Origin of the sequence: Geobacillus sp. FSL W8-1251 (genome assembly GCF_038005945.1) — a bacterium.
Classification (GTDB): domain Bacteria; phylum Bacillota; class Bacilli; order Bacillales; family Anoxybacillaceae; genus Geobacillus; species Geobacillus stearothermophilus.
Genome location: NZ_JBBOUF010000001.1, coordinates 3,025,380 through 3,039,589 on the forward strand (window position 1 = coordinate 3,025,380; position 14,210 = coordinate 3,039,589).

Below are 14,210 nucleotides of genomic sequence, written 5' to 3' on the forward strand. Positions count from 1 at the left end.
GAGTTAACTTCTCAGTCATCCTGCACACCCTAAGCGCTGCAGCACTTCCTCCGGACGTTCGTGGATGTAGTGGACAAACCGAGTAATGGCTTGAATGATATCGTTGCGATCCTTGTGAAATACATTGGCAATCACCGTATCTTTCAGCCATTTCCATAAGCGTTCGATCGGGTTCAGCTGTGGCGAATAGGGAGGAAGGTAAATAAAGTGAAAACACTGCCCTTCTTCCTGCAAAAACTCCTTGACCATTTTGGCATGGTGAATGCGGGCGTTATCCAACACCAAGACCATGAGACGGTCCGGATAGCGCTCTTTGAGCATTCTCAAGAAATCCAAGAACGTCGCGGCATTGGCAGCGGTCGTTTGATGAAGCACCGTTTCGCCATCGTGGATGTTGACCGCGCCAAACAGCGATACGTGGGCATGATGGCCGAACGTCGGCACTTGTTTTTGGCGGCCGACTTCCGACCATGTGGACCGCAAGACATGGTAAGAGCGGATATGTGTTTCATCAAGGTACAACAAGACCGAATCAGGATCCATTAAGTTTTTTTTTATGAAGTCGATCTGTTTCTCAAAATTCTTTTGTCGATCCGGATCGCCTTTCGCCAATGTGTAGGTCGGCCGTGTCCACGACAGCCCTTTGCGGTGCAGGAGTTTTCGCAACGCTTCGCGGGAAATGGAAACACCGAAGTGCTTTTCGACATAGGATTGCAGGAGTTTGGTGTTCCACGCCGAAGCGACGTCCCAGCCCAGTTCCGCGGGAGTGGTGGTCAACACAAGCTGTTTGATCTCTTCCTGCTGTTCTTCGGTGAGAAACGGCTCCCGCCCGGGGGCGAAATCCCGATGAAGCAAGAGCTCCAGACCGCCTTCGTTGAACAGCGACACATAATGGGAAACGGTTTGTCGGCACACGTTGACCATGGAGGCCACCTCTTTGCCCAAATAGCCTTCCATGACCAGGCGAACCGCCATCACCCGTTGGCGAAGAAGGGTGTTTTTGATTTTCCGTTCCTGTTTGCGAAGTGTCCGAGGTGTCCATCCGTGATCGTTGGTGATTTTGAGACGTTTCATGCAGAATTCCGCTCCTTTTCCATGCTTTTCCTTAGGAGCAGTATAACCGGAGTGGGCACCACTTATACGAAGGTTAACTTTTCAATGAGCATATATATAGTTCGCTGCAGTTATAGATGCCGGTCGAGACAACCATTTGCGGACTTCCCCAATGGTTGGTGAAAAACTGGTTGACCATGGCGCGGTTCAATTGTTTGATTGGAACGATGTTCAAAGCATTCCTCCTTTTATCCATAAGACTTGCACTTGCGTGTGTAGCGGGTCACCCCCATCCCCTCTTGAATCAAAGGGACGTGTCTTTTTGCATCATCGCGCGTTGGAACGATTGAAAAACGGAAAAGGAAATGAATGTAAGCGCAATTCCTGCCGCATATGGCAAACTGGGCTTTAAGGTGAACAGCCAGCCGGCGATCGCCGGACCGCCGATGCGGCCGAGCGAATCGAACGAGGATAAAACGCCTGTCGCACTTCCTTGGCCATCCGCTGTATGCTTCGTTAACAAGGCGGAGACGCACGGGCGGATGACGCCGTTGCCAATGCCGAAAATCGTTAAATAGAGCGCGGCTGTCCAAAAGCTGTGAACGAATAAAATGAGAAAAAAGCCAACTGCTGACAGGAACAGCCCGAAACGAATGACAGCGCCTTCCCCGAATGAGCGGATCAGTTTTCCAAGCAACCCTCCTTGGACGATGGCCCCTGCAAGCCCCATGATCATAAAGATGTAGCCAAGTTCCGTCGACGAAAGCCCCGCTCGTTCAGCGGCAAAATAGGCGAACGTCGCTTCAAGTCCAGCGAGGGAAAACGTTGTGATCAGCTGCAGTAAGTATAGGCGCGCTACAGGCCCTTGGAGGGCGGCCGCAAGCGATGGCCGCTTTGTTCGTATATTCGTTCGTTTTTCTCTCGGAAGCGACTCATGCAAGAAAACGAAAACGAATAGAGCGGTCAAGAGCGCCAAGCTGCCTGCCATCCAAAACGGAGCGGTTAAGCTCGCTTTCGAGAACACGCCGCCGATCCCCGGTCCGAAAATGAATCCAAGCCCAACGGCCGCTCCGATCATCCCCATTCCTTTGCCCCGGTCTTCTTCCGTTGTCACATCTGCGACGTACGCCATAGCGGCCGGCATCGTGGCCGCCGATAGACATCCACCGATGATGCGAGCGGCAAACAACATCCAAAGCTTTGTCGCGACGGCGAGCAAGAAAAACGAAAGAGCCAAACCGAAAATGCCGACAAGCAACATCGGCTTTCGTCCATAGCGGTCCGATAAATTCCCCCACATCGGCGCAAATAAAAATTGCATGAGCGAATAAACGGCCATCAACCAGCCGAGCTGCGTTGGCGTCGCGCCGATTTTTTCCGCGTAAAATGGAAGGACAGGGATAATGATGCCAAACCCGGCCATGACCAAAAACATCACGAGAAACAAAAGCGATAAATCGCGACGATTGCTCATGATCATCATCTCCACGATATGGTTTGCCTCTTTCATCATAATGGAAAGACAGGCATTTTTCAAAGCAGATCGCACCTTGCTTGGCCGTTCCGACGAGGCTGGGATCACTCCCGAATGTCATCCACAACCCATTTTCCTTCCTCCCCATTGACAATGGAAGCGGTTTTCGCGAGACTGGAGGTAAACGGTTCGACAAACAATGAAGCGGACTTTGGACCGGCATCCGCCAAGGGTGCGAAACGACAAACACGCATGGGAGAGGATGGTGCATGATGACCAAAAACGAAATCCAAAAGTGGGGAAAGGAATTCCCGCTGCTTGAAATGATCATGGCGGCCGAAGAGGTGTTTTGGCGCAATCCAAAATATCACGCGTTCGCGCAAGCCATTCAAACGATTCCTTTACGCGAACGCGATGTCAAGGAGGCGGAAGAACGATTGCGCCGCTTTGCCCCCTACATCGCGAAAGTTTTTCCCGAGACGCGAACGGCCCACGGCATCATCGAATCCCCTTTAGTGCGAATTCCGAACATGAAACAGCGTTTGGAAAAGATGTTTCAGACCAACATTGAAGGGGAGCTGTTGCTGAAATGTGACAGCCATCTTCCCATCTCCGGATCGATCAAGGCGAGAGGGGGAATCTACGAGGTTCTGAAACATGCCGAAGACCTCGCGCTCGCCAACGGGATGATCACCATAGGAGACGACTATGCGGTCATGGACAGCGAGAAATTCAGGCAATTCTTTTCCCGCTATTCTCTGGTCGTCGGTTCGACAGGGAACTTGGGCTTGAGCATCGGCATCATCGGGGCAAAGCTTGGGTTCCGCGTCACCGTTCATATGTCAGCCGATGCGAAACAATGGAAAAAAGACTTATTGCGAAGCAAAGGGGTCACCGTCATCGAACATCTCACTGATTACAACAACGTGGTGGAAGAGGCGCGAAGACAGTCCGCCGAGGATCCAACGTCGTATTTTATCGATGATGAAAACTCGATCCATCTGTTTTTAGGCTATGCGGTGGCGGCGTTTCGGCTGAAAAAGCAATTAGAGGACATGAACATCACGGTTGATGAAAAACACCCGCTCTTTGTGTATCTTCCTTGCGGCGTCGGCGGCGGTCCGGGCGGGGTGACGTTTGGGCTGAAGCTCGTGTACGGCGATCATGTCCATTGCTTTTTCGCTGAGCCGACGCATTCGCCTTGCATGCTGCTCGGCCTGATGACAGGAGAGCACGACCGCGTGTCGGTGCAAGATTTTGGCCTCGACAATAAGACCGAAGCGGACGGGCTAGCGGTGGGCCGGCCGTCGCGGCTGGTGGGGAACATGCTTGAGAACGTCATCAGCGGCGTCTATACGGTGGACGATTCGACGCTTTACCGCTTGCTCGCGGCGATGGTGGAAACGGAGGAAATCTATTTAGAGCCGTCCGCCTTGGCGGGGGTGGCGGGGCCTGTTCGGCTGTTTCGTGATTTGGCGGGGCAAACGTACGTAGAGGCAAACGGTTTGAAAGAAAAGATGAAAAACGCCGTCCATATTGGCTGGGCGACGGGTGGAAGCATGGTGCCAAAGGATGTGATGGAGGCCTATTATCGGGAAGGCGTGCGCATCGAAACGATGACAGGGAACGGTTTTTCTGAAGGACGATAAGATCATTCCATGGAGTTTTGAAACGAATGCATGAAATGTTGGAGGGGTTCGATGAAAACCGAAAAAGAAAAGATGGTAGCGGGACACTTGTACAATCCCGCTGATCCGGAGCTCGTCAAGGAGCGGCGGCTCGTTCGTTTGTATAACGAAACGTTGGAAACGGAATATGAAAAGCGAACCGCTCTGCTGAAGGAGCTGTTCGGTTCAACGGGAGAACGGCTGTTTATCGAGCCGAACTTCCGCTGCGACTACGGCTACAACATTCACGTCGGTGAAAACTTTTTTATGAACTTTGATGGCGTGATTTTGGATGTATGTGAAGTGCGAATCGGCGACCATTGTTTTATTGGTCCTGGTGTGCACATTTATACGGCGACTCACCCGCTCGATCCGCACGAACGAAATTCCGGGTTGGGGTACGGAAAGCCGGTTGTGATCGGCCATAACGTCTGGATCGGCGGGCGGGCCGTCATCAACCCGGGCGTCACGATCGGCGACAACGCTGTCATCGCCTCAGGGGCGGTCGTGACAAAAGATGTCCCCGCCAACGCGGTCGTTGGCGGAAACCCGGCGAAAGTGATCAAATGGCTCAAATAGCCAAGGCCGCGCCCCGCGCAAAGCATGTGCGGGGCGTTTGGTTGCATCATCCTTCTTTGTTACGCCCACTGCACCGCCACCGCCCGAACAGGCGAACCGTCGCAGCCAGGCAAGGAAAGGGGGAGGGCAATAATATACGGGTCATCAAAATCGATTCGCTCGAAGTTCACGAAATTTTCCCCGATCACCCCGTTGGCACCAAGAATAAGTTCGTGGGCGCGGAACGACGAGCTGTCCGGCGGGTCGATGTTGAGCGCGTCGATGAAAAACGTCCGCACGCCCCGCTCCAGCATTGCTTCAATCACATCCGGCGCGACGTACGGATGATGGAAATACCGCTTTGTTCCGGCGTATTGCGACCAGCCGGTATGAAACAACACAATGGTTCCCGGCGACAGCTTCGGGATATACGGAGCGGCATCGGCCATCGTCACCGTTTCGCCTTCCGCTTTTCCGGTGGCATTGATCACGACGCCGCGGCCAAGAAAATACGTGAGCGGCACGTCATCGAGCCGCCAACCGTGTTCGTAAAAGTGAAACGGCGCATCCACATGCGTGCCGCTGTGCGACCCAAGCACAAGGCGGCTGACGTGATAGCCGTCTTGGGCGAATGTCGCCGCCGGTTCGATTTTCGGCTTCGGATCCCCCGGGTACACCGGAGTTTGGGCCGTGATCGGCATGGTGAGGTCGATGATTTTTTTGATGATCATTTCCCGGTATCCTTTCAAGAAAATATTGGCTGCATCCATCATATAACGAAAACATATGGGAAAGAAAGATAGACTCCCATGACCAAAAATTTTGTCACCATCGGAGGAATGAAAATATCCCTATGTTGAACGCTGCCACTTTACGCATTTTGGAGTTCGGGTATTTTCAGGATAGAGAATTGGTTGATGTCGGGCGGAAGAAAAAATAATTGCCCTGTGTTGCAACATTGGGAGCTCATCCGGTGAACAGTAGAACCGGTATGGTGAACCTATTCACTGTTTTTGTCGACCAATGGCCTACTTAGTTGTGCTGTCTACAAGCCATTGTTCTTGACCAGGTGTAGCCTCTTCTTGTTTGAACATTGTCACAAGCGAGGAAATACATCACCATCAGCAAGCATTTTGCGGTAAAGTGAGCCTTACAGACTTTAGAATGAGACTGCCGTTTGCGCTTGCCATGATGGCACAAAAAATGCTTAAAGATGTAACAGCAGGCTCAATCATCATCTATTGAAATAAGAGGAAAAAGAAGGATTTTTGGGCATGATGGCGAATGAAACAAATAAGCAGGGCGTGTGGGATATATAACAAAGGGGGATGCGTTGGCTAAAGCTGTATGCCCAAAATAAGGAAAGGGTGAAATAGATGGAAACAGCGGTACAGAAACAGAAATTATACATCAACGGCGAATGGCGGGAAGCCAAGTCGTACACTGAGCTGAAATCGCCATACTCACGCGAGACGATTGCCGAAATTCCGACAGCGACAGAAGAAGAAGTCGATGAAGCCATTGCCGCGGCATACGCCGCGCGGCAAACGATGGCGGCCATGCCAGCGCATGAACGAGCCGCCATTTTAGAGCGGGTCGTCGAGCAGCTGAAAGAGCGGCAGGAAGAAGCGGCAAGGTTGATCGCACTGGAAGCAGCCAAACCGATCACCACGGCGAAAGTGGAAGTCGCCCGCACGATCCAAACGTACAAATTCGCCGCCGAAGAAGCCAAACGCATTCATGGGGAAACACTGCCGCTCGACGCGGCGCCGGGCGGGGAACATCGCATCGCCTTGACGGTCCGCGAGCCGATCGGCGTCATCGGGGCGATTACGCCGTTTAACTTCCCGATGAACTTGGTCGCCCATAAACTTGGCCCGGCCATCGCCTCGGGCAACACAGTTGTGTTAAAACCAGCCAGCCAAACGCCGCTGTCCGCCTACTTTATCTTAATTAGGCGAGAAGACTCCCACTTCAACGAAGCGAAGCGGAGTAAGTGGGAGATGAATCGCCTTAACTATATTTTGCTGAAAATAGGATAGATTCAGTAAAATATAGTATAATATACTGTAGATGAGCAAATTTGCTAACATAAATTTACAAACTAAACAAAAAAGGAGACATGAACCCGATTCCTTGGTTAGAATAGATGTGCTACCAACTACCCACAAGGAGGTTCATGTCTCATGAATAGATTAGCACATCATCAAGGAATCCACAAGTTTTTCATGACGCTGGGATTGGCGCTTTATTTCTCGAAGCCGGTCATCAAGCATCTCGTTCATCTTGTCGACGCCTTGACGACCAAGGGATTTTCGGGGACATTGACGGATGTCCGGTACTGGAGTTTTCATCCGAATCATCGAACCACGCTCAGCCACTTTTTCACGAAAAGCCCTTGGAACGAGGAAAAACTGCTTGAGAAGCTTCAGGAGTGGGTTCTTCGCCAGATCGAACGCCTGGCCAAACGGACGAATCAACCCCTGTTCCTTTCGATTGATGATACCATTTGCCAAAAAACGAAGCCTTCGTCACGGGCAACGCACGCCATTCAAGGGTGTGACTGGCATTTCTCTCACAGCGATCATCAATTGGTCTGGGGGCATTCGCTTGTTTGGCTGATGGTGCACACCTTCACGCAAGCGTTTCCGTTCGCCTTTCGTCTGTATGACAAGACATCGGGAAGAAGCAAAATCGACCTGGCGATCGAGATGCTTTCCTCGCTCAAGGGGAAGCGGGCTCAGCCGGTGTATGTGCTCGTGGATTCATGGTATCCGTCCCAAGCGCTCATCGAAGCCTGTCTGAAACAAGGATTCCATGTCATCGCCATGCTCAAGACGAACCGGATTCTCTACCCGAAAGGTATCGCCATCCAAGCGAAGGAGTTTGCCCGCTATATCGAGCCAAATGACACCCGCCTCGTCACGGTGGGGAACGAGCGCTATCGTGTCTACCGCTACGAAGGCGCGCTCAACGGTCTTGATGACGCGGTGGTGCTGCTGGCTTGGAAGGCGGATCAACCGATGACGCCGGATCATCTCCATGTCATATTGAGCACCGACCGGGAGCTGAGTGACGAAGACATCTTGCGTTACTATGCCCAGCGCTGGACGATCGAATGCTTTTTCCGGCAGGCAAAAGACCAGCTGAAGCTCGATGGGTACCGTGTTCGCCACGTTCGGGCGGTGAAACGGTATTGGGTCGTGGTGCTGTTAGCCTGCGTATACAGCATCGCGGAATCTCAACAAGACATCTCTTCCGGCCTGGAGCTTCTTCGGTCTCGGAAAGGGCACAGCGTCGTCGAGTTCATCTATGACGCCGCAAAGCAAGATATTCCCATTGATGTGATCAAAAAACAGCTCCATGTCGCCTAAGGGGTCCCCTGTTTGTCTCTTAGGGAATGGAAATTACTGTAATGAAAAATACTCATCTACAGTAATATAGTTAAATGGGAGGTGAAAAAATGTATTTTTGTATCAAACAACAGCTAAATGGTTTGACCAAAGAAGAATACTTGACTCTTCGAGAACTGTGCCATATTGCCAAGAACATGTACAACGTCGGATTGTACAATGTCAGACAATACTATTTTGAACACAAGGAATTTCTTAATTATGAGAAAAACTATCATCTTGCAAAAACTAACGAAAACTATAAGCTGTTAAACAGCAACATGGCACAGCAAATTTTAAAAAAGGTCAATGAAGCCTTTAAATCTTTCTTTGGTTTGATCAGTCTTGCCAAACAAGGAAAATATGACCACAAGGCTATCAGTATTCCAAAATATCTTAAAAAAGATGGCTTTCATTCACTGATCATTGGCCAGATTCGTATAGACGGCAACAAATTCACGATACCGTATTCTCGCCTATTTAAAAAGACTCACAAGCCTATCACGATAACGATTCCGCCTGTGTTACTGGACAAAAAGATTAAGCAGATTGAAATCATTCCTAAGCATCATGCCAGGTTCTTTGAGATTCAGTACAAATATGAAATGCCTGAAGATCAAAGAGAATTAAATGACCAAAAAGCACTGGCAATTGATTTAGGATTAAACAATCTTGCCACTTGTGTCACATCAGACGGCAGATCATTCATCATTGATGGGCGGAGATTAAAAAGTATCAATCAATGGTTTAACAAAGAAAATGCCAGACTTCAAAGCATAAAAGATAAGCAAAAAATCAAAGGCACCACTCGTAAACAGGCTTTGCTTGCTATGAATCGCAATAATAAAGTGAATGATTATATCAACAAGACTTGCCGTTACATCATTAACTACTGTATTGAAAATCAAATTGGCAAACTTGTCATTGGCTATGCGGAAACATGGCAACGCAATATGAATCTAGGAAAAAAGACAAATCAAAACTTTGTCAATATTCCTCTCGGTAACATAAAAGAAAAACTAGAATATCTTTGTGAATTTTACGGCATTGAATTCTTGAAACAGGAAGAATCATATACGTCTCAAGCCAGCTTTTTTGACGGCGATGAGATTCCTGAATATAATGCCGACAATCCAAAAGAATATAAGTTCAGCGGCAAACGTATTAAGCGCGGCTTGTATCGAACAAAGTCTGGCAAACTAATGAATGCTGATGTCAATGGCGCATTAAACATCTTAAAGAAAAGTAAAGCTGTAGACCTGAGTGTCTTATGCTCTAGCGGCGAAGTGGACACGCCTCAAAGAATAAGGATTGCTTGAAGCAGTCAAACTTCTTTGGAAGCCCCCACTTCAAATTTTCGCTAGAAAATTAAGTGGGGGTAGTTCACTGCCGAACTGTTCGAAAAAGCCGGTTTGCCGAAAGGGGCGCTCAACGTCGTCACCGGAAGCGGCCGCACGGTCGGCGACAAAATCGTCACCGACCCGCGCATCAGCATGATCACCTTCACCGGCAGCCCGGAAGTCGGCATCGCGATCCGCAATAAGGCAGGCTTAAAGCGGGTGACGTTGGAGCTTGGCTCGAACTCCACCGTCATCGTTGACGAGCAGGTCGATCTTGATCGCATCATCCCGCGTTGCGTATTTGGCGCGTTCACGTTCCAAGGGCAAGTGTGCATTTCGCTCCAGCGCGTCTATGTCCATGAAAAACGCTATGACGAGTTCGTTGAAAAATTCGTCGCTGCCGCGAGACGGTTGAAAACAGGCGACCCGTTGGATCCAACCACCGATGTATCCGCCTTGATTACGCCAAACGATGTCGACCGGGCGCTCTCTTGGATCGAAGAGGCAAAACAAGGCGGCGCGAATGTCGTCCTTGGCGGCGAGCGCGACGGCAATATCTTGCTTCCGACGGTCATTGTGGACGCCGAACCGACGATGAAAGTGTCTTGCCAAGAAGTGTTCGCCCCGATCGTCTTGATCAACCGCGTCCGCTCGATCGATGAAGCCATTGAACTGGTCAATGACTCGCGCTACGGTTTGCAGGCGGGCATCTATACCGATAACGTCCATACCGCGTGGAAAGCGGCGAAGCAGTTGCACGTCGGCGGCGTGTTGATCAACGACATCTCGACGTTCCGCGTCGACCATATGCCATACGGCGGCGTGAAAGAAAGCGGGTTCGGCCGCGAAGGGATCCGCTATGCGATCGAGGAAATGACGGAGTTGAAATTGATTATTTTTAACCAGAATTAAGCGGGATGAGAAGAGATTGGAGTAAAGTTTGTTCCTAAAATTCTAGAAGAATAGTTGCGCAGCCTTGGAGAGAGTGGCACTCCAAGGCTGTATGTTTAAACATGCTTTTCCAAAATATATCCCCAACGGTTCGAGGCGAGAACAGACAGGTGGTATTGATGCTCGAGCTGTTTGCTGAACCATGCTTTTTTCACGAGAAGCAGGCTTCGGCTTGTATGCAAGAACGTTTTCAGCCCTCCGTGCCGAGGTTTGAGGTCATTCGCAAGCTCTGCTGTCAAGACCGCATTTTGCGGCCAGCGACCCTTCTCGTGCAACGGATGGTACATAAACAGTTCGTATCCATGAACAGGCATTTGGGCGGTCTGCTGAAGCAATGCCAGTTCGAAATTTGGCTTGGGATGATGGATATAATGTTGAACCCGTGGTGCTAGTTGAGCGTCAGCGCTCAACCAGCCCTAGTGTGACCAAGGAATAAGCCAACAAGATGCCATCGAGTGCCCCTTCAAACCCGGCCATGGAATTCGCTCGAATGTCGGTGATCCGGTATTGGTCTACGAGAATCGAAAACATCGTCTCGATGACTTTGCGTTTTTTCCTGATCCATTCTTCCCATGCCTTGGATGGGCCGTGCTTTTGATTGTGTCGAGACGGTGTCCAGAACGCGGCTTGGTGTTCTTCGTACAGCTTTTCTCGAAGAGCGTGGCTGATGTACCCTTTGTCCCCAAAGTTGTAGGGATGAGGGATTTGAGTCATCACCGTTTCAGCGGCTTTGACGTCGTGGCAGGACGCTTCCGTCACGACATAGCCCATGGCCAGCCCTTGATTGGTCACTTGAAGATGCAGCTTGAAACCGTAGTACCATTGCTTTTTGGAAGCACAATACCCCATATCCGCGATCCCTCGAAATCGCTTGACGCGCTGCATTCTTGCGGGATGGCACAACGGAAGAGGCAAGCTGTCGACGACCGCATAAGCATGGTGTTGGCCACGTTTCGCCAGCTCATGACGGATCCATTTGATGGCGAAACCAAGCGCTCGGCAGCGGCGGTTGTATCGGGAGCGTTCAAGAAACGAGCCGTTTGTGAACAAATTTCCCGTGACAAAACGATGCCAGGCTCGTTCGGAAGAAAAGCCCAGCAGCTTCCCCAAAAGGTGAACCGCCATGACCACTTCGTCTTCTTGCTTGACCAAGTGACGGTTGCGGCGATGAAGATACATTTGAATCAACGACAGTTGGGCAGAAACAAAACAGAAAATAGCGGCATATTGTTTTTGAAGTTTGGCTGGATCTGTAGTAAAATGAAAGTGCTCTTGCATGGGGGATCTCTCCCTTCGAATGTTGGGTGACACTTTCATTCTACTGGAGATCCGCCAGCAAGGGCTATTTTTATGCTTGCTCAAGTTTATCTAGCACCACGGGTTTGTTCAATCCCATTTTGATCCACACCGTTCGGTCGATTTAACGACGAATGGTTGGATGAGGATGGAAAACGGTGTTCTTGTGCAGTTCACGTGCAGTTTTGATATGCTCTTTCAGAACGAATACGAAGTAGTGGGCACGAAGGGAAAAATCGTTGTCTCGCGGGCGTATCGGTCGGATGTGGATGATGGAGAGGGACGGATTACGATCGTAACGGCTGATGGCAGCGAGCGCGAGGAAACGGTGGCAGGCGACCAATACGCGCTGCAAATCGAGCACTTTTCGCGCTCCATTCTCGAAGGAACGCCGCTGTTGTATTCCCCGGAGCGCATGATCCAACAAGCACGGACGCTTGATGCTTGCCGCACATCGATGAAAACGGAAGAGATCGTACAATTATAAAGGAAGGAGAATCGAGATGAACATTACATACGAAAAGTGGTCCGAACTTAATGGAAACGATATTCTGTTGTTCACCTTGGTCAATGATCGCGGCATGGAACTGTCGACGACAAACTACGGATGCATCGTGACGGACATCCGCGTTCCAGACCGGAACGGCAACATCGAAAATGTCGTACTTGGGTTTGATCGGTTTGAGCCGTATGTGGAGAATGAGCCTTACTTTGGCGCGGTGATCGGCCGGGTGGCGGGGCGCATTCAAGGGGCGAGTTTTGAGCTTGATGGCGTCACGTACCGGTTGGCGAAAAATGAGAACAACAACCACTTGCACGGCGGCCCGAACGGATTCCATCGCGTGCTTTGGCAGGCGGAACCGGTTCAGCGCGATGATGCGGTTGGGATCGTCTTTTCGTACACAAGCCCGGACGGGGAGGAGGGATATCCGGGAACGGTTCATGTTCAAGTAGCGTATTGGCTCAATAATAACAACGAATGGACCGTCACGTACCGGGCCCGTTCGAACAAAACGACGCTTGTCAATTTGACGAACCATACGTATTTTAACTTAAGCGGCAACGGCAAGCGTGATATTTTGGATCACACGCTGACCATCCAAAGCTCCCGTGTGTTGGAGCTGAATGAGGAGTTGATTCCGACAGGCCGCGTCTTGGATGTCGCCGGCACGCCGTTTGATTTGCGGCAAGGAAAGACGATCCGGGAGGCGGTCGAATCCGGGCATCCGCAAATTGCACTCGGCGGCGGGGGTTATGACCATCCGTTTTGGCTCGATCGGCATCATGACAAAGAGATTGTGCTTTCCGATCCAGAGAGTGGGCGGATATTGACCGTCGAGACGGATGAAGTCGGCGTCGTCGTGTACACGTCGAACCAGTTGCCGGAAGGGTTGGATTTGGGCGGCGTGCCGTCGCGGAAATATCTCGGCATTTGCTTAGAAACGCAAGGGCTTCCGGATGCCATTCACCATCCGCAGTTTCCGTCGATCGTATTGCCGGCTGACAAGGAGCAGGTGTCGATGACAAGGTATCGATTTAGTGTTGACTAAGTTGAATTTTAAAATCTGAAAGCAGTTGTGGAAACAGAAAGTCATCATAACAAGTGTCGGGATGTAAAGCATTACGTAGTGAACTACCCCCACTTAATTTTCTAGCGAAAATTTGAAGTGGGGGCTTCCAAAGAAGTTTGACTGCTTCAAGCAATCCTTATTCTTTGAGGCGTGTCCACTTCGCCGCTAGAGCATAAGACACTCAGGTCTACAGCTTTACTTTTCTTTAAGATGTTTAATGCGCCATTGACATCAGCATTAATTAGTTCAGGCATTTCATATTTGTACTGAATCTCAAAGAACCTGGCATGATGCTTAGGAATGATTTCAATCTGCTTAATCTTTTTGTCCAGTAACACAGGCGGAATCGTTATCGTGATAGGCTTGTGAGTCTTTTTAAATAGGCGAGAATACGGTATCGTGAATTTGTTGCCGTCTATACGAATCTGGCCAATGATCAGTGAATGAAAGCCATCTTTTTTAAGATATTTTGGAATACTGATAGCCTTGTGGTCATATTTTCCTTGTTTGGCAAGACTGATCAAACCAAAGAAAGATTTAAAGGCTTCATTGACCTTTTTTAAAATTTGCTGTGCCATGTTGCTGTTTAACAGCTTATAGTTTTCGTTAGTTTTTGCAAGATGATCGTTTTTCTCATAATTAAGAAATTCCTTGTGTTCAAAATAGTATTGTCTGACATTGTACAATCCGACGTTGTACATGTTCTTGGCAATATGGCACAGTTCTCGAAGAGTCAAGTATTCTTCTTTGGTCAAACCATTTAGCTGTTGTTTGATACAAAAATACATTTTTTCACCTCCCATCTAACTATATGATACTATATTTTACTGAATCTATCCTATTTTCAGCAAAATATAGTTAAGGCGATTCATCTCCCACTTATTCCGCTTCGCTTCGTTGAAGTGGGA

11 protein-coding genes and 5 pseudogenes are annotated in these 14,210 nt (G+C 49.7%); 9 read left to right on the forward strand and 7 right to left on the reverse strand.

Annotated elements, in window-relative coordinates:
• Positions 1–15 precede the first annotated feature (15 nt).
• The 3 genes and pseudogenes from NSS88_RS15975 to NSS88_RS15985 all read right to left on the reverse strand — a co-directional run bounded on the left by NSS88_RS15975 (position 16) and on the right by NSS88_RS15985 (position 2,527).
• Positions 16–1,074 (reverse strand): IS630 family transposase, encoded by a 1,059-nt coding sequence (locus NSS88_RS15975; RefSeq protein WP_339239467.1) that lies wholly within the window; start codon positions 1,072–1,074, stop codon positions 16–18.
• 97 nt (positions 1,075–1,171) lie between these two features.
• A pseudogene (locus NSS88_RS15980) lies at positions 1,172–1,288 on the reverse strand (GNAT family N-acetyltransferase); the annotation flags it as partial.
• 69 nt (positions 1,289–1,357) lie between these two features.
• Positions 1,358–2,527, reverse strand: coding sequence for an MFS transporter (locus NSS88_RS15985; protein ID WP_055358110.1), 1,170 nt, complete (start codon positions 2,525–2,527; stop codon positions 1,358–1,360).
• 269 nt (positions 2,528–2,796) lie between these two features.
• Between NSS88_RS15985 and NSS88_RS15990 the strand changes: the two genes are divergently transcribed.
• Both NSS88_RS15990 and NSS88_RS15995 read left to right on the forward strand, forming a co-directional pair.
• Positions 2,797–4,176: a D-serine ammonia-lyase gene (locus NSS88_RS15990; RefSeq protein WP_341085270.1), complete on the forward strand. Its 1,380-nt coding sequence runs from the start codon at positions 2,797–2,799 to the stop codon at positions 4,174–4,176.
• Between the two features lie 51 nt (positions 4,177–4,227).
• Entirely contained in the window at positions 4,228–4,773 is a 546-nt protein-coding gene (locus NSS88_RS15995; protein ID WP_121625932.1) for a sugar O-acetyltransferase, read from the forward strand.
• 59 nt (positions 4,774–4,832) lie between these two features.
• Here NSS88_RS15995 and NSS88_RS16000 read toward each other — a convergent pair whose 3' ends face one another.
• Positions 4,833–5,483 (reverse strand): cyclase family protein, encoded by a 651-nt coding sequence (locus tag NSS88_RS16000; protein WP_061580726.1) that lies wholly within the window; start codon positions 5,481–5,483, stop codon positions 4,833–4,835.
• A gap of 355 nt (positions 5,484–5,838) precedes the next feature.
• Here NSS88_RS16000 and NSS88_RS16005 point away from each other — a divergent pair, with 355 nt between their 5' ends.
• The 5 genes and pseudogenes from NSS88_RS16005 to NSS88_RS16025 all read left to right on the forward strand — a co-directional run.
• Positions 5,839–5,997, forward strand: coding sequence for a hypothetical protein (locus NSS88_RS16005; RefSeq protein WP_160315817.1), 159 nt, complete (start codon positions 5,839–5,841; stop codon positions 5,995–5,997).
• Positions 5,998–6,128: 131 nt separating this feature from the next.
• Positions 6,129–6,701, forward strand: a pseudogene (locus NSS88_RS16010) (aldehyde dehydrogenase family protein); the annotation flags it as partial.
• Positions 6,702–6,938: 237 nt separating this feature from the next.
• Positions 6,939–8,126, forward strand: a complete 1,188-nt coding sequence (locus tag NSS88_RS16015) for an IS701 family transposase (protein WP_049625563.1) — start codon at positions 6,939–6,941, stop codon at positions 8,124–8,126.
• An 89-nt stretch (positions 8,127–8,215) separates the two neighbouring features.
• Positions 8,216–9,463, forward strand: a complete 1,248-nt coding sequence (locus NSS88_RS16020) for an RNA-guided endonuclease InsQ/TnpB family protein (RefSeq protein ID WP_341085273.1) — start codon at positions 8,216–8,218, stop codon at positions 9,461–9,463.
• A 63-nt stretch (positions 9,464–9,526) separates the two neighbouring features.
• Positions 9,527–10,396 (forward strand): annotated as a pseudogene (locus NSS88_RS16025) (aldehyde dehydrogenase family protein); the annotation flags it as partial.
• Positions 10,397–10,491: 95 nt separating this feature from the next.
• Here the strand turns inward: NSS88_RS16025 and NSS88_RS16030 are convergent.
• The gene (locus NSS88_RS16030) at positions 10,492–10,749 is read right to left on the reverse strand and encodes a hypothetical protein (protein WP_235434246.1); all 258 of its coding nucleotides are present in this window, start codon (positions 10,747–10,749) and stop codon (positions 10,492–10,494) included.
• Between the two features lie 85 nt (positions 10,750–10,834).
• Positions 10,835–11,713: an IS982-like element ISGsp1 family transposase gene (locus NSS88_RS16035; RefSeq protein ID WP_341085278.1), complete on the reverse strand. Its 879-nt coding sequence runs from the start codon at positions 11,711–11,713 to the stop codon at positions 10,835–10,837.
• 103 nt (positions 11,714–11,816) lie between these two features.
• Here NSS88_RS16035 and NSS88_RS16040 point away from each other — a divergent pair.
• A pseudogene (locus tag NSS88_RS16040) lies at positions 11,817–12,218 on the forward strand (Gfo/Idh/MocA family protein); the annotation flags it as partial.
• A gap of 16 nt (positions 12,219–12,234) precedes the next feature.
• Entirely contained in the window at positions 12,235–13,281 is a 1,047-nt protein-coding gene (locus NSS88_RS16045) for an aldose epimerase family protein (protein WP_049626087.1), read from the forward strand.
• A 197-nt stretch (positions 13,282–13,478) separates the two neighbouring features.
• On the opposite strand, the pseudogene NSS88_RS16050 reads toward NSS88_RS16045, so the two are convergent.
• Positions 13,479–14,090: pseudogene (locus tag NSS88_RS16050) on the reverse strand (RNA-guided endonuclease TnpB family protein); the annotation flags it as partial.
• Positions 14,091–14,210 lie beyond the last annotated feature (120 nt).